A 25,906-nucleotide genomic window follows, 5' to 3' on the forward strand; every position below is an offset into this window, starting at 1 on the left:
GGTGTCCCTTCAAGGCATCAAGAACTGGGGACGTTCATCCGTACGCGGGTGGGGACGTTCACGTGTACGCCGACACCGATGCCCAGTTCGTCGCCCGCCTCATCGCCGAAACTCTCAAGAAACCGGTGCGCGAACTGGGTCCGGCAGCGGCACGGAAACTCCTGGCGACCACACCGCCGGAGCAGCCCCTCACCCACCTCGACCGGGTGGATTGCCTGACCCTGCCCGCCCGCTCCGGCGAGCTCCGCGCCCGCCTTTACCACCCGGACGGCTCGCCGCCGTCCGCGGGCCCACGCCCGGCGCTGATGTATCTGCACGGTGGCGGATTCGTGCTCGGCACCCTTGACGGAGTCGACGAGGTCTGCCGCGCGATCGCCGCCCGGTCCGGGTGGGCGGTGTTCTCCCTGGAGTACCGGCTCGCGCCGGAGAACCCCTATCCGGCAGCGCTCGACGACTGCTTCGACGCGCTCGCCTGGCTGCGCCGGTCGGCTGCCGGGTTCGGCATCGATCCGGACATGATCGCCGTCGGGGGAGATTCCGCGGGCGGCAATCTGGCCACCGCACTCTGCCTCAAGCTTCGGGACCTCGGCCTCGCTCAGCCCGTGTCCCAGGTGCTGGCCTACCCCGCCGTCGACGATTCGTTCGCCACCCCGTCCTGGACCGAGTTCGCCGACGCACCCCTGTTGACCGGCGCGGACGCTCGCTGGTTCTGGGAGCAGTACCTCGGACCGGACCATGCGGGAGCGGTCGACCACCTCGCGGCCCCGATGCACGCCGAATCGCTGCGCGGCCTCCCGCCGGCACTCGTTCTCACCGCCGCGGTCGACCCGCTTCGCGACGATGCCGAGGCGTATGCCGAGAGGCTGCGGTGCGACGGCGTCGAGGTGACCGCGACCCGCTGCGTCGGCGTGTTCCACGGCTTCTTCACCGAGGTGGGCGTGTTCGCCAGGACGGACGAGGCGATCGCCCAGGTGGCGCGCCACCTGCGGGACGTCGCCGACGCGTGAGCATGCGCGGCCGCGCAACTCGATTCGCATTCGACTATTGACCGCCACTCGGGCCGCTGACTAGGCTGAGTTGGTCATACGACCAAGTCAAATGACTCATACGGGCTCCTCGGCGTACCGAGGGTGAACGGCCCCCCGCCGCAGCTGACGGCCGGATGCCGCCCGCGTTTCGACTACCCGAAGGCAGATGCATGACTGACAAGACTCCAGCCGCCGCCCCCGTCGTTGACGTCCTCTGTGTCGGTGCGGGATTCTCCGGCCTCTACGCCGCCTACAAGGTCGCCGAGAAGGGCTGGACATTCGCCGGATTCGAGGTCGCGCCCACCGTCGGCGGCACGTGGTACTGGAACACGTACCCCGGTGCGCGGTGCGACGTCGAGAGCGTCTATTACTCGTACTCGTTCAGCGAAGAGCTTCAGCAGGAGTGGACCTGGAGCGAGCGCTTCGCTCCGCAGGCCGAGATCCTCAGCTACATCGATCACGTCGCGGACCGCTTCGACCTGCGAAGGCACTTCAGCTTCAACACCCGGGTGACCTCGGCGACCTGGCTCCCGGACGAGAGCCTCTGGGAGGTGACCCTCGACTCCGGCGAGACCCGGCGGGGTCGCTATCTGCTCGCCGGCTCGGGAGGCCTCTCGACGCCCAAGGACTTCGACGTGCCGGGCCTGGAGAACTTCACCGGGACCACGGTCTCGACGAGCCGGTGGAACATCCCGCTGAGCGATCTGGCGGGCAAGCGCGTCGCCGTGATCGGCACCGGATCGTCCGCGGTGCAGTGCATTCCGCTCATCGCCGAGGTCGCCGAGCACCTCACCGTGTTCCAGCGCACCCCCAACTACGTCTTCCCGGCCCGGAACGCCCCGCTGTCGGCGGATGTCGTCGACGAGATCAAGAGCAGTTACGCGGCGATCCGCGAGGAGTGCCGCCACTCGCTCGGCGGCATCCCGGACCGCATCCCGGATGCCGCGGCGTTCGACGTCTCCGACGAGGAGCGGAGCGAGCGCTATGAGAAGGCCTATGAGCGCAGCGGATTCACCGGCGTCGGCGGCGAGTTCTCCGATCTGCTGACCGACGCGAGGGCCAATGAGACCGCGGCGGAGTTCGTGCGCGAGAAGATCCGCCAGATCGTCCAGGACCCCGAGACCGCCGCCGTCCTCGAGCCCCGCTTCCACGCACTCGGCGCCAAACGCAGCTGCTTCGGCACCGACTACTACGAGACCTTCAACCGCCCGAACGTCTCGGTGGTCTCCCTGCGCGACAAGCCCATCGAAACCATGACGAGCGACAGCATCGTCACAGCGGGCGGCTCCTACGAGGTCGACGCCATCGTGATGGCGATCGGATTCGACGCCTTCACCGGCCCTCTGTTCGCGCTCAACATCTCGGCCCCGGAGTTCGGCAGGCTGCAGGACGCGTGGAGCGACGGAGTCAGGACGTACCTGGGCATCATGACCGCCGGGTTCCCGAACTTCTTCATGATCGGCGGACCGCAGAGCCCGGCACTGGCGAGCAATGTCGTGGTCACGATCGAGCAGGCCGTCGGCTGGATCACCGATCTGATCGGACACGCGAGGGCGGAGGGCGCCGAAGTCGTCGAGCCGACGGCCGAAGCCCAGAACGACTGGGTGAAGATCACAGAGGACACGGTGAACCAGACGCTGTACGCGACCACCGACTCCTGGTACCGGGGTTCGAACGTGACCGGCAAGCCGACGACCTTCCTCGGCTATGTGGGCGGCGTCGGCAAGTACCGCCGGATGTGCACCGACCTCGCCAAGCACGGCTACCCCGGCATCGGGCTCGACGGCGCGACCGTCGCCCGCCGTATCGGCCGCATCGACGAGGAGATCGCATGAAGGTCGTGCACCAGCGCTATGTCGCCCACTCCGAGGCGCACTACGCGGGAAACCTGGTCGACGGGGCCTTCGGGCTGAAGCTGTTCGGAGACGCCGGCACGCACCTGGCGATCACCATCGACGGCCACGAGAGCCTGTTCGCCGGGTACGCGTCGGTCGAGTTCCTCGCCCCGGTCCGCGGCGGCGACGTCGTCGAGGCCGAGGCCCGCCTGGCGTCGAAGGGGACCCGAAGCCGGACCGTCGACTTCGAACTGCGCGTCATCTGCCGCACGGTCGACGACACCGGCCGGGCCGAAGTGCTGGCAGAGCCCATCGTCGCCACACGGGCACGAGGAACCGCCGTCGTTCCGGCCGGCGCCGGAACGACGGCACGGTGACCGTCGGGGGGAGGGCCCTCGACGCGTAGACGCACGTCGCGGTGGGGCGTTGTATCCCCCTTTCCAGGCAGGGAGTTCGGCCTGGCCCGGTCCGCGGCGATGCGGGATCAGCGGACCGGCAACGGTGGTCGCCGACGGCGACCACCGTTGCCGGTCCGACGGCGTCCTCGGCGCCACACGGCGGCCGGGCAGGATTCGGTCTCCACGATCGTCGGCGGCTGTACGTCGCCGCGCCGGCGCCTACGTCGACGCCGTGACCTACGAAGGTGGCTTCTGCGCCCCGAGCCGGTCGTCGCCGGCACGCGCTCCGGGGTTTCGGCTCGCTACTTCTGGGCGTGCGCGCCCAGGAGGCCCACCACGTTGAGGAACACGTACGCGCCGACAACGTAGAAGAAGACCCGCCAGGCAACGCCCTTCACCTCGGATTGGTCCCCACAGGCAGCTGGATCGTGGCCGGGGCAGGCACGACCGTGCCCGCCCCGGCCACCGCGTGCTACGCCGCCCTGCCCCTTCCTCCGACGTCCACGGCCTGTCGAGAAGGGCGCGGCGCTTCCGCAGACCTCCTGCTGCCGAGCCACCCGAGCAGGAAGGCGGCCGGGACGGAGATCAGGCCCGAGGTGTGGAACGGGTACCAGTCGAAGGCCATGTCCGGCCACAGCGCGTACTCGGTCCCGGAGACGGTCGGGGAGAAGAAGGTGAGGACGGTGCACAGCGCCAGTCCCCCATACACGGACCACACCAGTCCTCGGCGGTTGAACCCCGGCCAGAAGAAGGAGTAGATCAGCACGGGGAAGACGCAGGACGCCGCGACGCCCAGCGAGAACGTGACCAGGAACTCGACGGGATAGCGGTGGACGGAGGCGGACAGCGACACCCCTCCGACACACAGGACGGCGACGCCAACGCGAAGGGCCCACACCTCGCCCGTAGCGGTGAGGGGGCGCTTCGTCCGGGTGAGGACGTCGTGCGTGAGAGAGACCGCGGCGGCGAAGCTCACGCTCGTCACGGCCGTCAGCACGGCGAGGAACGCCACACACGCCACGACGGTGATGAGGACCACGCGTGCCGTCGATCCGTGGTCGAGGACACCGGAGGCAAGGAGGATCGGGGCCGCCTGACCGTTCGCGTCGACCGCGCCGATCGCCTCGCCTCCGACGACGGCCGCCGCCGCGAATCCGGTCGTGATCAGCAGGAGGTAGAAGGCGCCCGTCAGTCCCACGGCGATGCTCGTGGCCCGTCGGGCCGCCCGCCCGCTCCGTGACGCGGCGACACGGAGGATCAGGTGCGGCATCATCGCCATGCCCAGGACCACGACGACGTGGTCGCTGATCGTATTCAGCGGGCCGAGGCCCGCCGTGTGCGCCCAGAGCCCCCGGCTCAAGTACCTGTCCGGAGCCGCGCTCTGCTCCACCGCAGCCGAGAGCAGGCCGGCGGGGCTCCAGGAGAACTTGTGCAGGGCGAGCAGAGTGACCACCGCGAGCGTCACCAGCGTGACGGGCACCTTGACGACCTGGACGAAACTGGCGCCCCTCAGGTCGGCCACCGCGGCGAAACAGGCCACGAGGCAGCCCATCAGAATCGTGCAGGCCACCTGGGCCCTGTCGCTCGACATGCCGATCAGCAGCGCCGCGCTGATGCCGGCGGCCCGCAGCTGGACGATGAGCAGCGGGATCGTGATGACGAGCGTCACCACTGCCGCCGCCGTGCGCGGTCCCTGGCCCGACGCCCGCAGGGAGAAGAGGCCACCGAGCGTGTAATGACCGCTGTCGCGGATCTTCCGGGCGAGGAGGAGCAGGACACCGAGCGCGATGACGCTGTCGACGGCGGAGGCGAGCCCGTCATAGCCGAAAAGGGCGATTGCCCCCGACGTCGCGAACAGGGTGACGACGGTGATGTACTCGCCCGCCAGGGCAAAGCCGTTGAAGGCCGGCGAGAGGGACCGGTCGGCGGTGTAGAGCGTTTCCGGACGTTCGTCCGGGCTCGCGAGGGTGAAGGTCCACAGCAGGTACAGCCCGATGAAGATCAGGAAGGCGCTGATCACGGGGCCCCTGGCGGCCGAGCCGACCGGATCGAGTACGCCCGAGCTCAGGAGGAGCGGAGTCGTCACCGGCTCACCATCCCGACTCTCGTACGGCGGCGGGCGGTTGGGAAGCCGGTGACCGCTCACCGGGATCGCACAGACGCGTGGACCGGTTCTCGTACCACCACGCACTGCCGAGGAAGACACCGAGTTGCAGGAGGCCCCATACGACGCCGAGCGTGAGGCGTCCGTGCACGTGGAATCCGGTGAGCGCGGTGGAGCAGGACAGCGCGACGCCGATGCCGAGGGGCACCGCGTTGACGTTCAGGAACGTTCGCCCGACGTGCCGGTCGGCGCCCTCCGGGCCGTCACCGCGTCGGGGCTCGGGCGGTCGGGCGGCAGGAGCCGGGACGGAAGGGAAGCGCACGGAGCCTCCGGGTAGTTGGGGTGATAGGTGAAGTGACGGCGACCGGTTCGGGACGCGGGGCTCCGGCGGACGTCGGCGTATCGCCCTGCGCCGGGCCGTCCACCGGTCGGGGGTCCCTTGCCGCCGACGGGTCGGGCGGTGCCGTCGGTTCTACGGGCCTTACGACTCCGTCAACCCCCGCGCCGCCGCGCCCAGGAACACGCCGGCGGCTGCCGGAGTGGCGACCCGCCGGTCGTCCTCAGCCGCTCTCGGTGGCGGCGATCCACGCGTCGTAGAACGGCGGCATGCTGGAGGCCGGCCGCGTGAAGTGCGGGGAGCGCTTCTCACGGAAGGCCGACACCCCCTCGGCCCCGTCGCCGATGCTGGAGTAGAACATCGCCAGGGACTCCACCCGATGCGCGTCCTGCGGCCGTTCCAGAGTCGCGTTGCGGACCGTCATCTGCCGGGTCAGCGCGGTGGCCACGCGCGAGCGGCCCAGCGTCCATCGGTCCGCCAGCGCGCGAGCCTCCTTCATCAGGCGCTCGGGGTCGTGGACCACGTTCGCGAGGCCGGTGGCTTCAGCGGCCTCCGCGTCGAGGATCTCGGCGGAGTACAGCAGGTCCAGCGCCGTGGGCAGGCCGACCAGACGGGGCAGGAACCAGGTCGAGGCGGCCTCCGGCGTGATGCCCAGCCGGCCGAAGACGAGGCCGAACCGCGCGGTCGTCGACATCAGCCGGGCATCCATCGCCAGCGTCATGGTCGCCCCGATCCCGACGGCGGGACCGTTGATCGCCGCGATCACGGGCTTCCGGCACGCATGGATCGCCAGCGTGACCCTGCCACCGGTGTCCCTGACCCGGCGGATATCCGGGCTGTCCAGATCGCTCATGTCGGCGAACGTGGGCGTGCGGGACTCGTCGAGCCCGAACACGTTGCCGTCCGAGCCGAGGTCCATGCCGGCGCAGAACGCCTTGCCCGCACCGGTGACGATGACGGCCCGCACGTCGTCGTTCTCGTTCACCTCGGTGAACGTCCGCTCGAGCTCCCCGGCCATCGTCGGTGTGAAGGCGTTCAGGCGGTCCCGCCGGTCGAGGGTGACGGTGAGGACGCCGTCGTCGATGCCGTGATGAAGGGTGGTCCAGGTCATCAGGGGGTGCTCCTGCTTCGTACGGCGGGCGGCATGGCCGGGTTCATCCGCGGAGGTCGGCGAGCCGACCGATGATCTTCTCGGCGTCGGCCACGATGCCGCTGACGATCTCGTCGCAGGTGGCCACCGACTCGATGAGCCCCTGCGCCTGACCGGCCCACCACAGGCCGTCGTCCATGTGCCCCTGCTCGAGCACGCGGGTGCGGCCCCGGGCGCCGGAGGCCAGCTCGGCGACGTCCTCGAAGACCGCTCCTGGACGCTTCGACCGGGCGACGATCTCCTCGGAGATCGCGTTGCGCGCGACCCGACCGGTGTTCCCGAATTCCCGGAAGACCAGCTGGGTGGCCCGTTCGTCGTTGGCCACGATCTGGTCCTTCACGTTCTGGTGCACCGGCGCCTCCGCACTGGCGACGAACCGGGTGCCCATGTTCACGGCGCAGGCCCCGAGCGCGAGGGCGGCGGCGAGACCGCTGCCGTTCGCGAAGCCACCGCTGGCGATGACCGGGATGTCCAGCCGCCGCACGGCAGCGGGAATGAGCACCAGGCCGGGGATGTCGTCCTCGCCCGGGTGCCCCGCGCACTCGAAGCCGTCGACGCTGACCGCGTCCACGCCGAGGCTCTGCGCCTTGACCGCGTGCCGCACGGCCACCGCTTTGTGGATCACCTTGACACCCGCGGCCTTGAAGGCGGCCACATGCTCGGCCGGGTTACTGCCGGCCGTCTCCACGACCCGTACGCCGCTCTCGATGATCGCCGCCCGGTACTCCGCGTAGGGCACTGGCTTGAGGGTGGGCAGGATGGTCAGGTTGACGCCGAACGGCCGGTCGGTCATCTCGCGGCACCGCGCGATCTCCCGCTCCAGCTCCTCCGGCGTGGGCTGGGTCAGCGCCGTCAGGAAGCCGAGCGCGCCCGCCTCGGCCACTGCGGAAATGAGGTCCGCGGTGCCCACGCCGGTCATCCCGCCGCAGACGATCGGATGATCCACTCCGAACAACTCGGTGAAGGTATTCGAAATCATGAGTGAGGCCGGCCAGGGCCCTCTCCGTTCTCCAGCCGTCGCCGTACGCGAGCCCCACGGCGACCTCCCTGTCGCCGTCGGCTTGGCAGGCCGAGAGCGAGATTCGATCTCGAATCGGATTTGAGTTTAGAGCTACCTGGTGAGGAACTGTCAAGGTCCCACCGGGGGCGCGAGCGCCCCAGCCGTCCGCTGAAGCCGCCGCCGCCAGAGGCGACGGCCTCGCCACCCGCTGGGCCACTGCCGTCCGCACAGGCGGGCGACACGCTCCTTGGATACGTTTCACTCATGGAGAAGGACGTCTCCGCATTGCTCGGCCGCCTGGCGCATGAGCTGAGACCACGCTCGAATCAATGGGCCGACCTCCTGATGGAGCGCATGCGCGGCGAGCTTCCCGAACTGTGGCAGCACGAGGGCCTCGCTCAGCTCGCACTGAGGGAGACGGCCGACCACGTCACGGCCTTCCTGGACGCCCTGGAGCACGGCCGCGACGTGACCGAGGCCCAAGCGCCCGCCTCCGCCCTGGAACTCGCCCGCAGGTTCGCCGAGGGCGGGGTACCGATCAGCAAGCTGCTCCGCGCCTACCGCCTCGGGCACGTCGGCCTGCTCGAGCTGCTGCAGGAAGAGGCCGCCCGGCTCACTGACGACTGGCAGCTGTCCAACGCCACGACCCTCCGGCTGATCTCAACGGCATTCCACTACGTCGACCGCAGTTCGGAGCAGGTGGTCGCCGCCTACCAGGAGGTACGCGACCGACGGATGCAACGCAGGCTCATCCTGACCAACGAGGCGAGCAGGCGGATCGGGACCACACTCGACACCGCCCGTACCGCCCAGGAGCTGGCGGAGGTCGGCGTCGACCACTTCGCCGACCTCGTCACCATCGACCTCCTCGACTCCGTCCTCCGCGACGGGGAGCCACAGCCGCCCACGGACGCACCGGTGCTGCGGCGCATCGCCCAGCGTTCCGTCCTGGACAACTCTCCGGACTCCCCGGTCGGCACGGGTCGCTCGCACACCTACCCGGCAGAGTCGGCGCCGGCGGAGGCACTGGCCACGGGACGGCCCATGCTGCTACGGGTCACGGCACCGGACGCCCCCGCTCCTCCGTCGGCGCCGCTCGGCCTGCCCGACTTCGGCATCCACTCGGTCCTGCTGCTGCCCCTGCACGCGCGGGGGGCCACCCTGGGCCTTGCCCAGTTCGCCCGCGATCGCACCGCCGCGCCGTTCGACGACGACGATCTTCTGCTGGCACAGGAGATCGCGGCTCGGGCGGCGGTGTACATCGACAACGCCCGCCGGTACACCCATGAGCACACCACCGCACTCACCCTCCAGCGCAGCCTGCTACCGAAGGGCCCGGTGGAACATTCCGCGGTCGAGACGGCCTCCCGCTACCTGCCCAGCGGGTCCCGAGCAGGCGTGGGCGGTGACTGGTACGACGTGATCCCGCTGTCCGGCGCCCGGGTCGCCCTCGTCGTGGGGGATGTCGTCGGGCGCGGCCTGCACGCCGCCGCCACCATGGGCCGCCTGCGCACCGCCGTCCGCGCCTTCGCCGACATCGACCTGATGCCCGACGAACTCCTCACCCATCTCGACGACGTGGTCATCCGTCTCCAGAAGGAGGAGGCCCGCGAGGACGCCGAGATCAGCGCCACCTGCTTGTACGCGGTCTACGACCCCGCCACCCGTCTCTGCTCCCTCGCCAGCGCCGGGCACGTACCACCGACCGTGGCGACTCCCTCGGCCGGTTCCAGGGCGGTCGACTTCCCGGACCTGCCCATCGGTCCGCCGCTGGGGCTGGGCGGACTTCCGTTCGAGACAGCCCAGTGGGAACTGCCGGAGGGCAGTCTGCTCGCCCTCCACACCGACGGCCTCATCCAGGGCCGTGCGCGCGATGTGGGCGCCTCGCTGACGCTGCTGAGCGACGCCCTCGCACAGGGGTCACGGTCCTCGATGTCGCCGGACGAGATCTGCGACCGGTTGCTGACCACCTTGCTCCCGGGACGCCCCGCCGACGACGTGGCGCTCCTGGTCGCGCGCACCCGGGCACTCGACCCCAGCCACGTCGCCACGCTGCACCTCCCCTCCGACCCGGCAGCCGTCTCCGGCGCCCGCCGCTTCACGACCGAGACACTGACCGCCTGGGGACTGGACGAGCTCTCCTTCGCTACGGAGCTGATGGTCAGCGAACTGGTGACGAACGCAATCCGCTACGGCAAACCACCCGTCCACCTGCGGCTCATCTTCGAATCCACCTTGACCTGCGAAGTCTTCGACACCAACAGCACCGCCCCCCACCTGCGCCGCGCCCGGACCTTCGACGAGGGCGGCCGCGGCCTACTGCTGGTCGCCCAGCTCGCCGAGCGCTGGGGCACGCGACATAGCCGCGAGGGCAAGGTCATCTGGGCGGAGCAGGCGCTCGAATAGCCGCGCCTGTCGTCACCGGGCGCCGCCCATCACGCCGCGGCCTCAAGTGGGCCTCATCGACGACAAGAGCTTGACGGCATTTCTTTACGAGTTAAACTAGAACTCAATTCGAGGTCGACTCTCGTCCGCGAAAACCTCCGGGCCGAGCCGGAGGCCGCGACCCTACGCCGGGCCAGGCCGTCACCTTCCCGACCGCGCGCCGGGACGGCCGCGCGGTCACGACGACGCCACGGTGGGCACGCCGTAGGCGTCAGCCGCGCCGCCCTGGCCCTCCGGAGGCGTACGTCTCGAGGTAGGCGGTGACGAGGCGGCGAGCTTCGGCGATCGTGGCGTCGTCACCTGCCGGAGAGCGCCGGAACGCAACATCGAAGAGCCGACTGCCCACCTCGAAGGCGAGCAGCAGCGGCAGCACGGGCGTGCCGGCGGGGACGAAGCCCCGCTCGACAAGGTGGCGCCAGAGCCGCTCCGCCTGCGCCTCGTCGAAGGCCCGCACCAGTTCGTCGAGCGTCTCGTGGCGTCCCGCGAACCACAGTTCCGTGCAGCTCGAGTGCCGACGGAAGTAGTCGAGATGCAGGTCGATCATGACGTCGACGGCCTCGGGCAGCGTCTGCGCCCTCGGGTTGTCCAGGGCGGCGCCGATCAGCGCGTCGAGCTCGCTCATGTGCTGCTTCAGGAGCTCGGCGTCGACCTGATGCCGGTCGGGGAAGTAGTGGTACATGGAGGCGGTCGGGATGCCCGCACGTTCACCGATGGCCTTGAGCGTGGCGGCCTCGTAGCCCTGCTCGTCGAGCAGTGCCGCGGCGGCGTCGAGGATGGCGCGCCTGCGCTCCTTCCCGCGGCGCTGTACCACGGTCGGGCGAGTCGATGGCGGGGTCGTCGGTTTCTTCTCGAACACGATTCGAGATCGTATCAGTAACGCTCCCGATTTTCACGTGAACCAAGGTTGACAGGTCCCGTACGGCCCGTAGAGTCGAATCCGAATCGAGATCGATTATGCGTCTCGGCCAGGCACCGGTCGCGAAAGGTGCGGCCGCGCTTGTCCACGGCGATTTCCGCCCGGGCGACGTGCTGATCGACGGTGACGATCGGCGCCGTGCCGTCATCGGCGGGGAGATGGCCACGGTGGGCGACCCGATCACCGACCGGGCACTGATGCCGCTCCATGCCTGGCTGGTCGGCTCCAAGGTCGCGCTCGGCGCCGGACTCGTCCCACTCAAGGAACACTGAACATGCACTTCGCCTTCGACCCGCGCACCGAACTGCTCCGCGAGAATCTGCTCGACCTGATGTGGAGTCACGTCCACGCGGCGGAGCCGGTGTTCCAGCAGCAGCTCAGCGCTCTCGACGACCGCTGGGCCTGGGACTCGGTCCCGGTCCTCGGCGACCTCCAAGCCGAGGCCCGCCGCCGTGGCCTCTGGAATCTCTTCCTCCCCGGTGACGTTGGGGGCGGCCTGACCAACCTGCAATACGCGCCTCTCGCCGAGATCAGCGGCCGCTCGCCGGAACTCGCGCCCGCCGTCCTCAACTGCGCGGCTCCGGACACCGGCAACATGGAAGTGCTCTCGATGTTCGGCACCGAGGCACAGCGCAAGGAGTGGCTGGAGCCGCTCCTCGCCGGCGAGATCCGTTCCGCGTTCGCCATGACTGAACCCGACGTCGCCTCCTCCGACGCCACGAACATCGCCACGTCAATCGTGCGTGACGGCGAGGACTACGTGATCAACGGCCGCAAGTGGTGGATCACCGGAGCGATGAACCCCAACGCCCAGGTGTTCATCGTGATGGGCAGGACCGACCCCGAGGCCGACCGGCACCGACGGCAGTCGATGGTCCTCGTACCCCGGGACACCCCCGGCCTTGAGATCAGGCGCGCCATGGAAGTCTTCGGCTACGACGGCCACGACCACGGCGGCCACGCGTAGATGGTGTTCCACGACGTACGCGTACCGACCTCGAACCTCATCGGGCAGGAAGGCGACGGATTCGCGATCGCCCAGGCCCGACTGGCCCCGGGACGGATCCATCACTGCATGCGCTTCATAGGCGTCGCCGAGCGGGCCATCGAGCTGATGTGCGCCCGCGCCGAGGAACGCGTGGCCTTCGGCAAGCCGCTCGCCCGCCAGGGTGTGATCCGCGACTGGATCGCGGAGTCCCGGGTGCGGATCGAGCAACTGCGCCTCCTGGTGCTCAAGACCGCCTGGCTGATGGACACCGTCGGCAACAAGGGCGCCCACACCGAGATCCAGGCCATCAAGATCGCCACGCCCCGGACGGTCCAGTGGATCCTCGACAAGGCGATCCAGACCCACGGCGCGGCCGGCCTCTCCGTCGACTTCCCGCTCGCCCGCGCCTACGCCGGCATCCGCTCCCTGCGCTTCGCCGACGGTCCCGACGAGGTGCACAAGAACGCCCTCGCCCGCGCCGAACTCAGCCGAAGGGCCGCGGCGGGCGACGGTCGAGCGGCGGGAGTCGACACATCGCAGCACCTCATCACCGCGGCCAGGAAGCACCCGTGACGAGCGGCCTCCAGCCAGACCCCGTCCGCGGAACCAGCGGCTGTGCGTGGTGCCCGTCGGCGATCTGTTCCATGCGGTCTCGGCCGGGCGGTCAACAAGCGAACTGTGCCCACCTCGGCGTGCCCCGAGCACCCGGTCCATGCCCAGCCCGATCCTGGGCGCCCGTCGACCGCTCAAGGCGAGTTGGTCCCAACTTGTCCCCGAAAAACGATCAAGGGGCCGTTTCAGATTGCTCTGAAACGGCCCCTGACCTGCGACTCTTTCGAGTCGGGACGACAGGATTTGAACCTGCGACCCCTTGACCCCCAGTCAAGTGCGCTACCAAGCTGCGCCACGTCCCGATGCGCGGTGACGGGTGGTGTTCCCGTGTGTTCGCGCAGGTAGAACACTACCTCACGCCAAGCCGTGCGAAGTCGGTGCCGGACGGGTCATGTTCAGATGGGAGGGTGAACGAGACGCGAGAGCAGAGCGGACGCGACCGCGATCCGGAGGGCCGGGCGCGCAGCGCGCGGCCGCGGGACGGCCTGGGACGCCCGCTGCCGTACGGGGCGGACGGGGTCGCCCGCCAGCCGGAGGGCGTGGTGCGCACCCCGGAGGAGACCCTGCGCGAGGCGCAGCGGCTGCTGGACGCGGGGATGCCGTTCCACGCGCACGAGGTGTTCGAGGACGCGTGGAAGTCCGGCCCGGAGGCGGAGCGGGCCCTGTGGCGGGGGCTGGCCCAGCTGGCGGTGGGGCTGACGCACGCGGCGCGCGGCAACGCGTCGGGAGGTGCGACGCTGCTGCTCAGGGGCGCGGGCGGGATCGAGGCGTACGCCGGGGCGCGCCCGTACGGCATCGACGTGACCGGGCTGGTGGCCTGGGCCCGGCAGCTGGCGGACCGGCTGGCCCGCCACCCGGAACCGGTTCCGGCGGCGGCCTCGGCACCCCGGCTGCGCGGCGGCTGACTTCAGGCCGGCTGGAGGAGGTCCCAGCGGTTGCCGTACAGGTCCTCGAAGACCGCGACCGAGCCGTACGGCTCGTGGCGCGGCTCCTCGAGGAACCGGACGCCGGCGGCTGTCATCCGCGCGTGATCCGCCGTGAAGTCGTCCGTGTGCAGGAAGAACCCGACCCGGCCGCCCGTCTGGTCACCGACCCGCTCGCGCTGGTCGCCGTCCTTGGCCCGGGCGAGGAGAAGTGCGGTGGAGCCGGTGCCGGCTGGGCGGACCACGACCCAGCGGGAGCCGTCGGAGCGCGGTGTGTCCTCGATCAGCTCGAAGCCCAGGGCATCGGTGTAGAAGCCGATCGCCTCGTCGTAGTCCCGGACGACGAGAGTCACCAGCGCGATATGAGCCATGACGTCATTCTGGCTCACCCGTGACGAGGACCGCTTCGAGCGTGCGGGGGCCGTGGACGCCCTCGACCCGGTCCAGCTCGATGTCGCTGGTGGCCGAAGGGCCCGAGATCCAGGTGAGCGGGCGGGTGGGGTCGAGGCGTTCGAGGGCCTGCGGTACCGAGCCGACGACCTGTTCCGGTACCCGGATCACGCAGATGTGGTGATCCGGGACGAGGGTGATCCGGCGACGGCCCTGGTCCGGGCTGCCGTCCAGGACGAGGGTGCCCGTCTCGGCGATGGCCACCGCACACCCGGTGACGACGCTGTCGACGGCGTCGAGCTGGTGCGGCGTCGCGTCCGCGCGGTCGTCGACCCGGACCGGGCCGGCGGCCGACAGCCACCGGGGCGGCAGCCCGGGCGGCACCAGGACCGTCCGGGAACCGCGCTCGGCGAGCAGCCGCGCGAGCAGTGGCGCCAGTCCGGCCGCGTCCGTGCGGTGCACGACCGCCCGGTAGTCGGCGAGGTTCTCCGCTAGCAGGTCGACGGTCTCCGCCGTGCCACGGTCCCCGTGGACGGGGAGATAGTCGCGCGGCACCGGCGTGCCGTCCCGCTCCACGCCGTCCAGTGCCCGCCGCACCCGGCCGAGCACGCGTTCCCTGCTGTTCACGTGGTACGTCCCTCGCTCCGGGTGCGCCGCCACCAGTCGCGGAACGACTCCGCGGGCAGCTCGGGCAGTTCACGGGTGGCGCTCCAGGCCCGGCCCGGGCGGCCGGGCAGCCGCCTCGGGTGGATGCGGCGGGTACGGGACGCCAGCCGCTCCCCCGCGCGCAGAGCGGCCGGGTGGTCCAGCGTCCAGCGGGCCGCCCGCATCGCGACGCGCTCGGCCGCGTGGCCCTTCGCCGGCTTGATGGTCACCTTCACCCCGTCGCGGGTGACGGGGCCGCCCTGGACGACGCGTTCGCGCAGGTGGACCAGGACCTCGGGGATGTCGATGGCGACCGGGCAGACGTCGTAGCACGCCCCGCACAGCGACGAGGCGTACGGCAGCGAGGCGTCGATCTCGCTGCCGGTGCCGCGCAGTTGGGGGCTGAGGATCGCGCCGATCGGGCCCGGGTAGACCGAGCCGTAGGCGTGCCCGCCGGCCCGCTCGTACACCGGGCAGACGTTCAGACAGGCCGAGCAGCGGATGCAGCGCAGGGCCTGCCGCCCGACCTCGTCGGCGAGGGTGTCGGTGCGGCCGTTGTCCAGCAGGACCAGGTGGAAGGCCCGCGGACCGTCGCCGTCGGCCCCCTTCGACGGACCCAGCCCGGTCCACATGCTCGTGTACGGGTTCATCCGCTCGGCCGTCGAGGACCGGGGCAGGGTCTGCAGGAACACCTCCAGGTCCCGCCAGGTCGGCACCACCTTCTCGATGCCCACGACCGAGATCAGCGTTTCGGGGAGGGTCAGGCACATCCGCCCGTTGCCCTCGGACTCCAGGACGACCATCGTCCCGGTCTCGGCGACCATGAAGTTCGCCCCCGAGACGCCGACCTCGGCGCGCAGGAACTTCTCCCGCAGGTGCAGCCGGGCGGCCTCGGCCAGCTCGGCCGGGGTGTCGCCCAGGCCCTCCGGGGCCGGCCGGCCCCAACGCCCCATCTCGCGGCGGAAGATGTCGCGGATCTCGCCGCGGTTGCGGTGGATGGCCGGGACCAGGATGTGCGAGGGCCGGTCATGACCGAGCTGCACGATCAGCTCCGCGAGGTCGGTCTCGTACGCGGCGATGCCCTCCGCCTCCAGCGCCTCGTTGAGGCCGATCTCCTGGGTGGCCATCGACTTGACCTTGACCACCTCGCGCCGGCCCGTCGCCCTGACAAGGTCCACGACGATCCGGTTGGCCTCCGCGGCGTCGGTCGCCCAGTGCACGGTGCCGCCGGCGGCGGTGACCGACTCTTCCAACTGGACCAGGTACCGGTCGAGATGGCGCAGCGTGTGGTCCTTGATCTGCTTGCCCGCCTCGCGCAGCTGCGCCCAGTCGGCCAGTTCCGCCACCGCCCCGGCTCGCTTGTCGCGGATCGTGTGGGTCGCGTGCCGCAGATTGCCGCGCAGCCGCTCGTCCCGTACGGCGTCGTGGGCGGCCCGCGGGAACGACGGCATGCCGAGGTACGTACCGCTCACGGGTGGGGCTCCTCTTCGGTGCTCGCCAGGATCTCCGCGAGATGTACCGCGCGCAGCGGCGCTCCCTGGCGCCGCAGGGTGCCGCCGATGTGCATCAGGCAGGAGTTGTCGGCCCCGCAGAGCACATCCGCGCCGGTCGAGACGGCGCTGCGTACCTTGTCCGCGCCCATGGCCGCCGAGACGTCGGCGTTCTTGACGGCGAACGTGCCGCCGAACCCGCAGCACTCCTGCGCGCCCGGCAGCTCGACGAGCTCCAGTCCCCTGACGGCCTCCAGCAGCTTGCGCGGGCGGTCGCCGAGGCGGAGCAGCCGCAGTCCGTGGCAGGAGGGGTGGTAGGTGACCTTGTGGGGGTAGTACGCGCCGACGTCCGTGACGCCGAGGACGTCCACCAGGAACTCGGTGAGCTCGTACACGCGCGGGACCAGCGAGCCGGCCAGCTCGGCGAGCTCCCCGCCCCGGCCCTCGGCGGCAGCCTTCCGGCCGATCCGCGGGTAGTTGTCGCGGACCATCGCCGCGCAGGATCCGGACGGGGTGACCACGTACGGGTACCCCTCGAAGGCGCGGGCCGTCCGGCGGACGAGTGGCTCGGTCTCGTGCCGGTAGCCGGTGTTGTACTGCGGCTGGCCGCAGCAGGTCTGTGCGGCGGGGAAGTCGACCTGGACACCGAGCCGTTCCAGCACCCTGACGACGGCGATCGCGGTGCCGGGAAAGAGCGCGTCGTTGACGCAGGTGACGAACAGGGCGACGCGCATGGTCGGCAGGATATGCCGGGGCCCACCAGCCCGGGTAGCGGCCAGGAGGGGGGCATGGGGCAGACTCGACGGCGTGAGAAAGATCTATGTCATCGGCATCGGGGCGGGCGACCCGGACCATCTGACGCTTCAGGCGGTCAAGGCGCTGAACAAGGCGGATGCGTTCTTCATCCTCGACAAGGGGGAGGAGAAGTCCGACCTGACCCGGCTGCGGCGCGACATTCTCGACGCGCACATCGAGGACCCGTCGTACCGTCTGGTCGAGGCGCGCGATCCCGAGCGGGACCGCGGGACCTCCGACTACTCCCCCGCCGTGGACGACTGGCGGCGCCGGCGCGCCGACCTCTACGAGCGGTTCATCGCGGACGAGCTGGCCGAGGACGAGTGCGGGGCGTTCCTGGTGTGGGGCGATCCCGCACTGTACGACTCCACGCTCGGCATCCTGGAGGAGATCCTCGACCGGGGCGCGGTGGCCTTCGAGCACGAGGTGGTGCCGGGCATCAGCAGTGTCTCCGCGCTGCTCGCCAGGCACCGGACCGGGCTGAACCGGGTCGCGCGCCCCGTGCAGATCACCACCGGCCGGCGGCTCGCGGAGGGCTGGCCGGAGGGTGTGGACGACGTGGTCGTGATGCTGGACGCGCGGCAGGCCTTCACCCGCCACCTCGACCAGGACCTCGTCATCTACTGGGGGGCCTACGTGGGCACCCCGGACGAGATCCTGGTGTCGGGGCGGCTCGCGGACGTCAGCGACCGGATCGAGGAGCTGCGCGCCGAGGCCCGGGCCCGTAAGGGCTGGATCATGGACACCTATCTGCTGCGGCGCGACTGATCCGGCCGGATCCGCTCGATTCGGTCGAGCGCGTCCGCCGCGCCGGTCACCACGGTGACCCCGGCGGGCGGCGCGGGACGGCGCACCACCACGACGGGCAGGGCGAGTTCGCGGGCGGCGGTCAGCTTGGCCGCGGTGGCGTGTCCGCCGCTGTCCTTGGTGACGAGGACGTCGATGTCGTACGTACGCAGCAGCTCCCGCTCCCCCGCGACGGTGTACGGACCCCGGTCGAGGACGGTCCGGATGTGCCGCGGCAGCGGCGGCTCGGGCGGCTCCACCGACCGTACGAGGAAGCGGAGTCGGTCGAGGTCCGCGAAGGCAGCCAGCCCCAGCCGTCCGGTGGTGAGGAAGACGCGCGTGCCGAGTGCGGGCAGCAGGGCGGCGGCCCCGGCGAGCGAGTCCGCCCAGTGCCAGCGGTCGCCGGGACCGGCTTGCCAGCCGGGGCGGCGCAGCGCGAGCAGTGCGGTGCCGGTACGGGCAGCCGCCTCGGCGGCGTGGGCGCTCATCCGCTCGGCGAACGGATGCGTGGCGTCCACCAGGACGGCCACCTCGTGCGTGCGCAGCCAGTCGGCGAGTCCGTCGACGCCGCCGAATCCGCCGATCCGGACCGCTCCGGGCGGCATCCGGGGTTCGGCGACCCGGCCCGCGAGGGAGCTCGTCACCCGCAGGCCGGGTCGGTCTGCCAGGTCCTGTGCGAGCCGGCGGGCCTCGGCGGTGCCGCCGAGGATCAGCACATGGGCGGTCACCGGGGCGGGCCGCGGGCCGGTCATGGGCGGCGGCCGGCGAGCAGGGCCGCGAGGCCGCCGGCCAGGTGTTCGTACTCGCGTGGGTGGTTGTAGATCTGCGCGCAGATCCGCAGTCCCCCGCCGCCCGGCCAGGGCCACACCAGGACCCGGGTGCGCAGCCGGTCCGCGATCTCCCGCAGCAGAGCGTGCGCGCTGTCGCGGGTCTCGGCGACACCGGGCGGCAGCCGCAGCGCGCGCATCGCGACGCCTTCGGAGTACGGCAGCGGGCGCAGCCCGGCGCGTTCGGCCAGCAGGTGCTGCCCGTACGCGGCGAGGGCGGTGTTGTGGGCGCGCACCTTCGGCGCGTCGAGCCGGGCCAGCAGGTCGAGCCCGTCCGGGGCGGCCAGCCAAGGGGTGTAGTCGATCGTGCCGCGCCATTCGAGCGCGCGGGGGAAGCCGTGGTGGTCCTCCCAGGAGGGGGCGAGCGGGCGGATGTGCGCCCGCCACCGGGGGGCGACCGCGAGGACGGCGGTGCCCCGGGGTGCGTACGCCCATTTGTGGAGGTTGCCGAACCAGAAGTCGGGGGCGCCGGCGAGCGGGTCCGGGAGCATGCCGGGGGCGTGCGCTCCGTCGACGACCGTGGTGACCCCGCGCTCGGCGAGGTCCGCGAGCAGCCGCTTGCCCGCGACGACACGGGCGGTGGGCGAGGTGATGTGGTCGAGTACGGCGACCCTGGTCCGGCCGGTGACGGCGGCCAGGACCCGGTCCCGTACCGCGTCCTCGTCGGGCGCGTCCGGGCCGAGGGACACGGTCCGCAGCCGGGCCCGGCGGGCCGCGGCCTGGCTGACGGTGCCGTAACCGTGGTCGGTGACCAGGATCTCGTCCTCGGGGTCCAGGCGCAGGGAGTTCAGGACGACGTTGATGCCCTCGGTGACGTTGGGGATCAGCGCGATGCCGTCCGCCTCGGCCCCCAGGTGGGCGGCGATACGCGCCCGTGCGGCGGCCACCCGGTCCGGTACGGCGAGGTGGAAGGCGTCGGGGTCGCGCTCCTGCTCCTCGCGCAAGGCGTCCTGGACCGCCTGGACGGGGACCGGGACGGTGCCGAAGGAGCCGTGGTTGAGGTGGGCGACGGCGGGGTCGAGCCGGAACAGGTCGGGCCCGCCGGGAAATTCAGGACCACCGGGAAAGGAGTGCGGCATGGTGGCTTCAGGGTAGCCACCATGCCGTCGTCCCACCTCTGGCACCCTGGTGGTGCGGCCGCCGCTCAGCGGTAGGCCGCCTGGCCGGTGAGCGCCTGGCCGATGACCAGCGTGTGGATCTCGCTGGTGCCCTCGTAGGTGAGCACCGACTCGAGGTTGTTGGCGTGCCGCAGCGGTGAGTACTCCAGGGAGATTCCGTTCGCGCCCAGTACGGTCCGGCACTCCCGCGCGATGGCGATCGCTTCGCGGACGTTGTTGAGCTTGCCGACGCTGATCTGTTCGGGGCGGATGCGGCCCTGGTCCTTGAGCCGGCCCAGATGCAGCGCGAGCAGTGCCGCGTTACCGAGGGACACGCTCATGTCGGCGAGCTTCCGCTGGGTCAGCTGGAAGGCGCTGATCGGCTTGCCGAACTGGATCCGCGAGTCGGCGTACTCGATGGCCGCCTGGAGGGAGTCGCGGGCCGCGCCGACCGCGCCGAAGAGGATCCCGAAGCGGGCCTCGTTCAGGCAGGCGAGCGGGCCGCGCAGGCCCTTGGCCTCGGGGAGCCGGGCGGAGTCGGGCAGCCGTACGTGGTCGAAGTACAGCTCCGAGGTGAGGGAGGCACGCAGCGACATCTTGTGCTTGATGTCCTGGGTGGTGAAGCCCGGGGTGCCGCGCGGCACGAGGAACCCGCGTATGCCCTCCTCGGTCTGGGCCCAGACGGTGGCCACATCGGCGATGCCGCCGTTGGTGATCCACATCTTGGAGCCGTTCAGGACCCAGTCGCCGCCGTCCCGTACGGCCCTGGTGCGCATGCCGGCCGGGTTGCTGCCGAAGTCGGGCTCGGTCAGGCCGAAGCAGCCGATGGCCTCGCCGGCGGCGAGTCGCGGCAGCCACTCCTGCTTCTGCTCTTCCGATCCCCACTTCCAGATCGAGTACATCGACAGCGAGCCCTGGACCGAGACGAAGCTGCGGAAACCGGAGTCCGCGGCCTCCAGTTCGAGGCAGGCCAGACCATAGGAGACAGCGTTGGTGCCGGCACAGCCGTAGCCGTCGAGGTGCATGCCGAGTACCCCGAGCTTGCCGAGTTCGGGGGCGAGTTCCCGGGCGAAGTGCGCGTTCTCGAACCATTCCCCGATGTGCGGGCGTACCCGGTCCTGGAGGAACCTGGCGACGGTGGCCTGGATCTCCCGCTCCTCGTCGGTGAGAACGGAGGAGATGTCCAGCAGGTCGAGGGGGTCCTTCATCGGCTTGGCGCCGCTCATCGTGTGCTCCTGAAAGGGGTGGTGAGGGGTGGTGAGAGATTCGAGGGGACGGGCGGCGGGGTCATGATTCCGAGTCCAGCCAGGCCGTGATCTCGTCGGTGTGCTCGCCCAGCCGGGGCGGGCGGCGTGCGTAGCGGGGCGGGGTCCCGGAGAGCCCGATGGGGTTGGCCACGAAGTCCATGGGCGGTCCGTCGTCGCTGATCGTGGCGCGCGGGGCGAGGCCGAGCTGCTCGGCCAGGTCGAAGGCCTGGGCCAGGTCGTTCACCGGGCCGCAGGGCACGCCCAGCGGGGTGAGGTGCTCGAACCAGTCAGCGGCGGTACGGGTGGACAGCGACTCCGCCAGCAACTGGGCGAGTTCGGCGACGTGGGCCACCCGGTCGGTGTTGGTGGCGAAGCGGGGATCGTCGGCGAGTTCCGGGACGTCCAGCCCCTGGCACAGGGCCGCGAACTGGCGGTCGTTGCCGACGGCGACCACGAGGGGCCGGTCCTTGGTCGGGAAGACCTCGTAGGGCGCGATCGACGGGTGCCGGTTGCCCAGGATCCCGGGCACGTTCCCGGCGAGGGTGTAGCCACCGGCCTGGTTGACCAGGCTGGACAGCAACGCGGACAGCAGGTTGATCTGGACGTGCTGGCCCTCGCCGGTGGCGTCGCGGTGGCGCAGGGCGGCCAGTACGCCGGTAGCGGCGTGCAGTCCGGTGAGTACGTCGACGAGGGCGACGCCGGTCTTCACCGGCTGCCCGGGGGCCGGGCCGGTGACGCTCATCAGGCCGCCGACCGCCTGGATCAGCAGGTCGTAGCCGGGCAGGGCGGCGCCGGCGCCGAAGCCGGTCACCGAGCAGTAGACGAGGCCGGGGTTGAGCGCGTGTGCCTGCGCGTGGCCGAGCCCGTACTTGTCCATGGTGCCGGGCCGGAAGTTCTCGAACAGCACATCGGCCCGGCGCACCAGTTCCGTCGCCCGCCGGCGGTCGGTCTCGTCGCGCAGATCGAGCGCGACGGAGCGCTTGTTGCGGTTGACGGAGAGGAAGTACGTGGCCTCGCCGTGAGCGTGCGGCGGCCCCCAGGCGCGGGTGTCGTCACCGGTGGCCGGGTGCTCGACCTTGATGACGTCCGCGCCGAGGTCGGCGAGCAGCATCGTGGCGTACGGAGCGGCCAGGACGCGGCCGAAGTCGGCGACCACGACGCCGGCCAGCGGGAGCCGGGGCGATTCGGTCACTGCATCCCTCCCTGGGAGCTGCGCAGGTAGACGGTCTTGGTGGTGGTGAAGAACTCGCGGGCCGCGCGGCCCTGCTCCTTGGGGCCGAAGCCGCTCGCCTTCACCCCGCCGAAGGGGACGTGCGGATCGGCGCCGGCGGTCTCGGAGTTGATGTGCAGGATGCCGACGTCGAGCTGTCCCACGGCGGCGGTCACGGCCCGCAGGTCGCCGGTGAGGACGCTCACCCCGTCCCGCGCGGCGCCTTCCGTCACCGCCTGCTGGATCTCGTCCCGGGCCTGCCGCCGGACCTGCCGCTCCGCGCGGGACACGGCGCTGCCTGCGTTCTGCTGCATGGGGTTTCCTGTTCCGTGTCCTGAGGCGGTCATTGTGTGCACCTCAGGTCGGCCTGCGCAGTGGACGAGATGGAGTGAGGGGAAGGGACGGGCCGCGCCAGTCCGTCCAGTCCGTCCAGTCCGTCCATGGCCCAGAGATGCCGGCGTCAGGCCGCGCCCTGCCACGCGGCCAGCGCGAGCAGCAGTTCGGCGCGGACGTGCGCGGAGTCGAGATCCACGCCCAGCAGGGCGTGGATCCGCTCCATGCGGTTGCGCAGGGTGTGGCGGTGGACGCCCAGCGCGGAGGACGCCGACTCCCACTGCCCGTGGTGTTCGAGGAAGGCGCGCAGCGAGTCGAGCAGCTCGGTCCCGTTCTCCCGGTCGTAGGCGGCCAGCGGGCGCAGCCGGGTGTCGGACAGCACCTCCAGCACCGCCCTGGTCTCGGGTGTGGACAAGAGCACCTGACCGGCCAGCGACTCGAACGTGACGAGGTCCGGCCGCCCGCGCGCCTGGCCGGCCGCCGCGGCGTTCATCGCCTCGCGCAGGGCCGCCGGACCGGCCGTCAGCTCGTGCGGGTCGCTGAGTCCGGCCCACGGGCGCGGCCGCAGCCCGGCAGCGGCACCCGCCACGATCGCCCGGGCCGTGTCGGTACCGTCGCCGGGCAGCAGCAGCGCGGCACACCCTTCGCGCTCGGCGCCGAAGCGGGGCAGGCCACGCCCGGCGAGGTCCTGGCCCGCCGCGTCCAGGGCGCGTTGCGGGCTGCCGCCGCGCAGGACCAGGACACGGATGCCTTCGTGTACGGGGAATCCCGCCTCGGTCAGGTGGTCACGGGCGGCCGGCTCGGGGACCGTACCGTCCAGGACCATCCGCAGGAACAGGCTGTTGACCCGGTTCTGCTCGTCCCGCAGGCGCAGCGGCTTCTCCGCCTCCAGCGCGAGCAGCGAGGCCGCGTGCCCGAGGAGCAGGTGGTCGACGGGTGTCGGCTCCCGGTCGGAGACCAGCACCAGCCGGCCGTGCGAGCGCGGGCCCACCCGTACCTGATGGGTGACCACGGCGCCGTGCGGACCGGTGCTCACCGTGGTGGCCGCCTGCTCCGCGGACCGCAGCCCGGCGAGGATGCCGGGCTCGGGTCCGGCGGCGGCAGAGGGGTGCGCGGCGCGCACGGCGCCGGCGTCGTCCAGCAGCAGCACGCTCGTCCTGGTGGAAACGGCCAGTTCTCTGACCACGGCCTGGGCGCCACCGTGCAGCGCGGCCCGGGTCATCCGGGGCTGGACGCGGGAGGCCTGGACCACGCTCTCGTACTGCAGCTCGGCGAGCCGTTCCATGACGGCCTTGGTGATCGCCACGAACGGCGTGGGCAGCGGCACCTCCAGCAGCGGCAGCCCCGCTTCCTCGGCCGCCTCGACGAGGGCCGGCGGGACGTGCTCGTGCGAGAGCCCGGTGCCGAATCCGAGGGCTGCCACTCCGATGTCCGCCAGGCGCCGCACATAGCGCCGGCAGTCGGCTCCGGACCCGGGCAGCCGGAGACCGGTGGTGAGCAGCAGCTCTCCCCCGCTCAGCCACGGGGTGGGATCGGACAGTTCGATGCTGTGGGCCCAGTCCACCTCCCGGTCCAGCCCGTCCCGCCCGGCCAGCACCGTCAGCCGCAGCTCGCGCCGGGCCACCAACCACCGGATCGGTACGCCCATGCGTTCACCACTCCATGCGTTGAGATCCAAAGCTAGATGTTAGTGGTGGACGGCGTGGGCTCGGTGGGGGCCGCCTCGGGCGCGGCTTTGGGGATCGCGTCGTCGTACGGGGCGTCGCTGCGCCCGTAGGAGCGGTGCACCAGCATGTAGACGATTCCGGCGCCGACGACGACCACCCCTGACAGCGGCACGATGTAGTTGTCGTACCAGGGGGCGTCCGGTGTACGCGGCCAGCACATGTTGACCACGGCGAGGATGCCGTAGGCCAGCGCCGCGATGTTGACGGGCAGACCCCACTTGCCGAGCCGGTACTTCCCGCTGGGCTGCCAGCCCTTCAGCCGGGCGCGCAGCGCGGCGAGCACGACCATCTGGAAGCCGAGGTAGATGCCGAGGGCGGCGAAGCTGATGATCTTGGTCAGGGCGTCGGTGGAGATCTTGGAGCCGATGACGATGAGGGCCGGAACGATCGCGGCCACCAGGAGTGCGTAGGGCGGCACGTGCCGGGCCTGCGAGAACTTCCGCAGCAGTCGGCTGCCCATGATCATGTCGTCGCGGCCGTAGCTGAACGCCAGCCGGCTGGCCGCCGCCTGCAGGCTCATGGCACAGGAGAGGAACGAGATCAGCACGATGCCCAGGACGACCTTGGAGGCGACGGGGCCGAAGGCGGAGTCCAGCAGCGTGGTGACGGGGTCGGCGTCCCGGCCGGCGACGACCGCCGGGATGTCGGCCACGGAGAGCACCAGCGCCAGGCAGACGAAGGTGGCCGCGGCGCCGCCGATGTAGATGGTCCGGCGCATCGCCTTGGGGATCAGGCGGCCCGGGTCGGGGACCTCCTCCGCCACGTCGCCGCATGCCTCGAAGCCGTAGTACTGGAAGACGCCGATCAGGCCGGCGGCCGCGAACGCCCACAGATAGCTGTGGCTGCCCTGCGAGCCGAAGGAGTCGAAGAGCACGCCGAGGTCGTGGTGGCGGTGCGTCAGCAGCAGCCAGCCGCCGACCGCCAGGGCTCCGACGATCTCGGCGGCGAAGCCGATGACCGCCGCCGTCGACAGGACGCGGGTGCCCAGGAAGTTCACGACCGTGGCCAGGGCGAGGATTGCCAGGGCGCAGACGATGGTGGTGTTGACCGTGGGTGTGAAGCCGAAGGCCGCGGCGATGTACGGGCCGGCCCCGTACACCACGCTGGCGATCGTCACCAGCAGCGCGATCAGGTAGACCCATCCGGTCATCCAGGCCCACCGGCGCCCCCACAGCCGGCGCGCCCACGGGTAGACACCGCCCGCGACCGGGAACTGGGCCACGACCTCGCTGAACACCAGGGCGACGAGCAGCTGCCCGATGCCCACGATGAGGAAGCTCCAGATCATCGGCGGGCCGCCGGTGGCCAGGGCGAAGGCGAACAGCGAGTAGACGCCGACCACGGGCGACAGGTAGGTGAAGCCGAGCGAGAAGTTGGCCCAGGGGCTCATGTCCCGCTTGAACTCGGACTGGTAGCCGAGCGCCGCCAGGTGGGCGGCGTCGCTGTCGGCGTGGTCCGGTGCGGTGGTGGGGCTCATGCAGGCTCCCGTTTTCTCGTACCGAAGGTGTGCTCACACCAAAGGAGGGCGGTGAGAGAGGTTCTGGAAGGCGTGATCTGTGGCGTGACCTGCCGGGCCGCGGGCGCGGCTGGCTACGATGAGGGACGCCACGTGCTCGCGAGTGC

General features: G+C 71.1%; 23 protein-coding genes, 1 tRNA gene and 1 pseudogene. 8 read left to right on the forward strand and 17 right to left on the reverse strand.

From position 1 onward, the window contains the following. Positions 1 to 62: 62 nt before the first annotated feature. The 3 genes from ACWV17_RS15435 to ACWV17_RS15445 all read left to right on the forward strand — a co-directional run bounded on the left by ACWV17_RS15435 (position 63) and on the right by ACWV17_RS15445 (position 3,240). Complete coding sequence (locus ACWV17_RS15435) at positions 63 to 1,007, forward strand: alpha/beta hydrolase (RefSeq protein WP_455360152.1); 945 nt, start codon at positions 63 to 65, stop codon at positions 1,005 to 1,007. Positions 1,008 to 1,198: 191 nt separating this feature from the next. After that, on the forward strand, positions 1,199 to 2,863 hold the full coding sequence (locus tag ACWV17_RS15440; RefSeq protein WP_455360153.1) for a flavin-containing monooxygenase: 1,665 nt from the start codon (positions 1,199 to 1,201) through the stop codon (positions 2,861 to 2,863). After that, entirely contained in the window at positions 2,860 to 3,240 is a 381-nt protein-coding gene (locus ACWV17_RS15445) for a hotdog domain-containing protein (protein WP_455360154.1), read from the forward strand. The genes ACWV17_RS15440 and ACWV17_RS15445 overlap by 4 nt, the downstream gene beginning before the upstream one ends. Positions 3,241 to 3,733: 493 nt before the next feature. Here the strand turns inward: ACWV17_RS15445 and ACWV17_RS15450 are convergent, their stop codons facing one another. The 4 genes from ACWV17_RS15450 to ACWV17_RS15465 all read right to left on the reverse strand — a co-directional run bounded on the left by ACWV17_RS15450 (position 3,734) and on the right by ACWV17_RS15465 (position 7,831). Beyond that, the gene (locus ACWV17_RS15450; RefSeq protein WP_455360155.1) at positions 3,734 to 5,347 is read right to left on the reverse strand and encodes a sodium:solute symporter family transporter; all 1,614 of its coding nucleotides are present in this window, start codon (positions 5,345 to 5,347) and stop codon (positions 3,734 to 3,736) included. Positions 5,348 to 5,351: 4 nt separating this feature from the next. Beyond that, complete coding sequence (locus ACWV17_RS15455; RefSeq protein WP_455360156.1) at positions 5,352 to 5,687, reverse strand: hypothetical protein; 336 nt, start codon at positions 5,685 to 5,687, stop codon at positions 5,352 to 5,354. 238 nt (positions 5,688 to 5,925) lie between these two features. After that, positions 5,926 to 6,813 carry a crotonase/enoyl-CoA hydratase family protein gene (locus ACWV17_RS15460; RefSeq protein ID WP_455360157.1) on the reverse strand — a complete coding sequence of 296 codons (888 nt, stop codon included), beginning with the start codon at positions 6,811 to 6,813 and terminating at the stop codon, positions 5,926 to 5,928. Positions 6,814 to 6,856: 43 nt separating this feature from the next. Continuing rightward, positions 6,857 to 7,831, reverse strand: a complete 975-nt coding sequence (locus ACWV17_RS15465) for an NAD(P)H-dependent flavin oxidoreductase (protein ID WP_455360158.1) — start codon at positions 7,829 to 7,831, stop codon at positions 6,857 to 6,859. Positions 7,832 to 8,116: 285 nt separating this feature from the next. On the opposite strand from ACWV17_RS15465, the gene ACWV17_RS15470 reads away from it, so the two are divergent. Continuing rightward, complete coding sequence (locus ACWV17_RS15470) at positions 8,117 to 10,258, forward strand: ATP-binding SpoIIE family protein phosphatase (protein WP_455360159.1); 2,142 nt, start codon at positions 8,117 to 8,119, stop codon at positions 10,256 to 10,258. 250 nt (positions 10,259 to 10,508) lie between these two features. On the opposite strand, the gene ACWV17_RS15475 is transcribed toward ACWV17_RS15470, so the two are convergent. Next, entirely contained in the window at positions 10,509 to 11,153 is a 645-nt protein-coding gene (locus tag ACWV17_RS15475; protein ID WP_455360160.1) for a TetR family transcriptional regulator, read from the reverse strand. 98 nt (positions 11,154 to 11,251) lie between these two features. Between ACWV17_RS15475 and ACWV17_RS15480 the strand changes: the two genes are divergently transcribed. Together ACWV17_RS15480 and ACWV17_RS15485 are read left to right on the forward strand one after the other, a co-directional pair. After that, on the forward strand, positions 11,252 to 11,485 hold the full coding sequence (locus ACWV17_RS15480) for a phosphotransferase (RefSeq protein ID WP_455360161.1): 234 nt from the start codon (positions 11,252 to 11,254) through the stop codon (positions 11,483 to 11,485). 2 nt (positions 11,486 to 11,487) lie between these two features. Continuing rightward, a pseudogene (locus ACWV17_RS15485) lies at positions 11,488 to 12,693 on the forward strand (acyl-CoA dehydrogenase family protein); the annotation flags it as partial. Between the two features lie 348 nt (positions 12,694 to 13,041). On the opposite strand, the gene ACWV17_RS15490 reads toward ACWV17_RS15485, so the two are convergent. Continuing rightward, a tRNA-Pro gene (locus ACWV17_RS15490) sits at positions 13,042 to 13,115 on the reverse strand. Between the two features lie 105 nt (positions 13,116 to 13,220). Here ACWV17_RS15490 and ACWV17_RS15495 point away from each other — a divergent pair. Beyond that, positions 13,221 to 13,718: a DUF309 domain-containing protein gene (locus tag ACWV17_RS15495; protein ID WP_455360162.1), complete on the forward strand. Its 498-nt coding sequence runs from the start codon at positions 13,221 to 13,223 to the stop codon at positions 13,716 to 13,718. A 2-nt stretch (positions 13,719 to 13,720) separates the two neighbouring features. On the opposite strand, the gene ACWV17_RS15500 is transcribed toward ACWV17_RS15495, so the two are convergent. The 4 genes from ACWV17_RS15500 to ACWV17_RS15515 are packed head-to-tail and all read right to left on the reverse strand — an operon-like array spanning position 13,721 to position 16,995. Further along, entirely contained in the window at positions 13,721 to 14,107 is a 387-nt protein-coding gene (locus ACWV17_RS15500; RefSeq protein WP_455360163.1) for a VOC family protein, read from the reverse strand. Between the two features lie 4 nt (positions 14,108 to 14,111). Further along, the gene (locus tag ACWV17_RS15505; protein ID WP_455360164.1) at positions 14,112 to 14,753 is read right to left on the reverse strand and encodes a LutC/YkgG family protein; all 642 of its coding nucleotides are present in this window, start codon (positions 14,751 to 14,753) and stop codon (positions 14,112 to 14,114) included. Further along, on the reverse strand, positions 14,750 to 16,243 hold the full coding sequence (locus ACWV17_RS15510) for a lactate utilization protein B (protein WP_455360165.1): 1,494 nt from the start codon (positions 16,241 to 16,243) through the stop codon (positions 14,750 to 14,752). The genes ACWV17_RS15505 and ACWV17_RS15510 overlap by 4 nt, the downstream gene beginning before the upstream one ends. After that, positions 16,240 to 16,995: a (Fe-S)-binding protein gene (locus ACWV17_RS15515; protein WP_455360166.1), complete on the reverse strand. Its 756-nt coding sequence runs from the start codon at positions 16,993 to 16,995 to the stop codon at positions 16,240 to 16,242. Before ACWV17_RS15515 ends, ACWV17_RS15510 begins: the two co-directional genes overlap by 4 nt. A gap of 73 nt (positions 16,996 to 17,068) precedes the next feature. Between ACWV17_RS15515 and cobF the strand changes: the two genes are divergently transcribed. Further along, on the forward strand, positions 17,069 to 17,824 hold the full coding sequence (gene cobF / locus ACWV17_RS15520) for a precorrin-6A synthase (deacetylating) (protein ID WP_455360167.1): 756 nt from the start codon (positions 17,069 to 17,071) through the stop codon (positions 17,822 to 17,824). On the opposite strand, the gene ACWV17_RS15525 is transcribed toward cobF, so the two are convergent. The 7 genes from ACWV17_RS15525 to ACWV17_RS15555 form a co-directional block, all read right to left on the reverse strand. After that, positions 17,803 to 18,594, reverse strand: a complete 792-nt coding sequence (locus tag ACWV17_RS15525; protein ID WP_455360168.1) for a cobalt-precorrin-6A reductase — start codon at positions 18,592 to 18,594, stop codon at positions 17,803 to 17,805. The genes cobF and ACWV17_RS15525 overlap by 22 nt on opposite strands. Further along, complete coding sequence (locus ACWV17_RS15530) at positions 18,591 to 19,748, reverse strand: aminotransferase class V-fold PLP-dependent enzyme (protein WP_455360169.1); 1,158 nt, start codon at positions 19,746 to 19,748, stop codon at positions 18,591 to 18,593. The genes ACWV17_RS15525 and ACWV17_RS15530 overlap by 4 nt, the downstream gene beginning before the upstream one ends. A gap of 65 nt (positions 19,749 to 19,813) precedes the next feature. Then, positions 19,814 to 20,992: an acyl-CoA dehydrogenase family protein gene (locus ACWV17_RS15535; protein ID WP_455360170.1), complete on the reverse strand. Its 1,179-nt coding sequence runs from the start codon at positions 20,990 to 20,992 to the stop codon at positions 19,814 to 19,816. A gap of 61 nt (positions 20,993 to 21,053) precedes the next feature. Continuing rightward, the gene (locus tag ACWV17_RS15540) at positions 21,054 to 22,124 is read right to left on the reverse strand and encodes a CaiB/BaiF CoA transferase family protein (RefSeq protein ID WP_455360269.1); all 1,071 of its coding nucleotides are present in this window, start codon (positions 22,122 to 22,124) and stop codon (positions 21,054 to 21,056) included. Between the two features lie 77 nt (positions 22,125 to 22,201). Beyond that, positions 22,202 to 22,537 carry an aldehyde dehydrogenase family protein gene (locus ACWV17_RS15545; RefSeq protein WP_455360171.1) on the reverse strand — a complete coding sequence of 112 codons (336 nt, stop codon included), beginning with the start codon at positions 22,535 to 22,537 and terminating at the stop codon, positions 22,202 to 22,204. Positions 22,538 to 22,683: 146 nt separating this feature from the next. Further along, entirely contained in the window at positions 22,684 to 24,204 is a 1,521-nt protein-coding gene (locus ACWV17_RS15550; protein ID WP_455360172.1) for a PucR family transcriptional regulator, read from the reverse strand. A gap of 32 nt (positions 24,205 to 24,236) precedes the next feature. Beyond that, positions 24,237 to 25,760: an APC family permease gene (locus ACWV17_RS15555; RefSeq protein ID WP_455360173.1), complete on the reverse strand. Its 1,524-nt coding sequence runs from the start codon at positions 25,758 to 25,760 to the stop codon at positions 24,237 to 24,239. Positions 25,761 to 25,906: the final 146 nt, after the last annotated feature.

Source organism: Streptomyces mabaensis (assembly GCF_053763515.1).

What these genes read in the sequence shown, in the direction of transcription:
- ACWV17_RS15460 (WP_455360157.1), bottom strand. Translation starts at nt 6,813, where the DNA reads ATGACCTGGACCACCCTTCATCACGGCATCGACGACGGCGTCCTCACC.
- ACWV17_RS15465 (WP_455360158.1), bottom strand. Translation starts at nt 7,831, where the DNA reads ATGATTTCGAATACCTTCACCGAGTTGTTCGGAGTGGATCATCCGATC.
- ACWV17_RS15535 (WP_455360170.1), bottom strand. Translation starts at nt 20,992, where the DNA reads ATGAGCGGCGCCAAGCCGATGAAGGACCCCCTCGACCTGCTGGACATC.
- ACWV17_RS15525 (WP_455360168.1), bottom strand. Translation starts at nt 18,594, where the DNA reads ATGACCGGCCCGCGGCCCGCCCCGGTGACCGCCCATGTGCTGATCCTC.
- ACWV17_RS15545 (WP_455360171.1), bottom strand. Translation starts at nt 22,537, where the DNA reads ATGCAGCAGAACGCAGGCAGCGCCGTGTCCCGCGCGGAGCGGCAGGTC.
- ACWV17_RS15470 (WP_455360159.1), top strand. Translation starts at nt 8,117, where the DNA reads ATGGAGAAGGACGTCTCCGCATTGCTCGGCCGCCTGGCGCATGAGCTG.
- ACWV17_RS15555 (WP_455360173.1), bottom strand. Translation starts at nt 25,760, where the DNA reads ATGAGCCCCACCACCGCACCGGACCACGCCGACAGCGACGCCGCCCAC.
- ACWV17_RS15445 (WP_455360154.1), top strand. Translation starts at nt 2,860, where the DNA reads ATGAAGGTCGTGCACCAGCGCTATGTCGCCCACTCCGAGGCGCACTAC.
- ACWV17_RS15440 (WP_455360153.1), top strand. Translation starts at nt 1,199, where the DNA reads ATGACTGACAAGACTCCAGCCGCCGCCCCCGTCGTTGACGTCCTCTGT.
- ACWV17_RS15515 (WP_455360166.1), bottom strand. Translation starts at nt 16,995, where the DNA reads ATGCGCGTCGCCCTGTTCGTCACCTGCGTCAACGACGCGCTCTTTCCC.
- ACWV17_RS15550 (WP_455360172.1), bottom strand. Translation starts at nt 24,204, where the DNA reads ATGGGCGTACCGATCCGGTGGTTGGTGGCCCGGCGCGAGCTGCGGCTG.
- ACWV17_RS15540 (WP_455360269.1), bottom strand. Translation starts at nt 22,124, where the DNA reads ATGCTGCTCGCCGACCTCGGCGCGGACGTCATCAAGGTCGAGCACCCG.
- ACWV17_RS15480 (WP_455360161.1), top strand. Translation starts at nt 11,252, where the DNA reads ATGCGTCTCGGCCAGGCACCGGTCGCGAAAGGTGCGGCCGCGCTTGTC.
- ACWV17_RS15530 (WP_455360169.1), bottom strand. Translation starts at nt 19,748, where the DNA reads ATGCCGCACTCCTTTCCCGGTGGTCCTGAATTTCCCGGCGGGCCCGAC.
- ACWV17_RS15500 (WP_455360163.1), bottom strand. Translation starts at nt 14,107, where the DNA reads ATGGCTCATATCGCGCTGGTGACTCTCGTCGTCCGGGACTACGACGAG.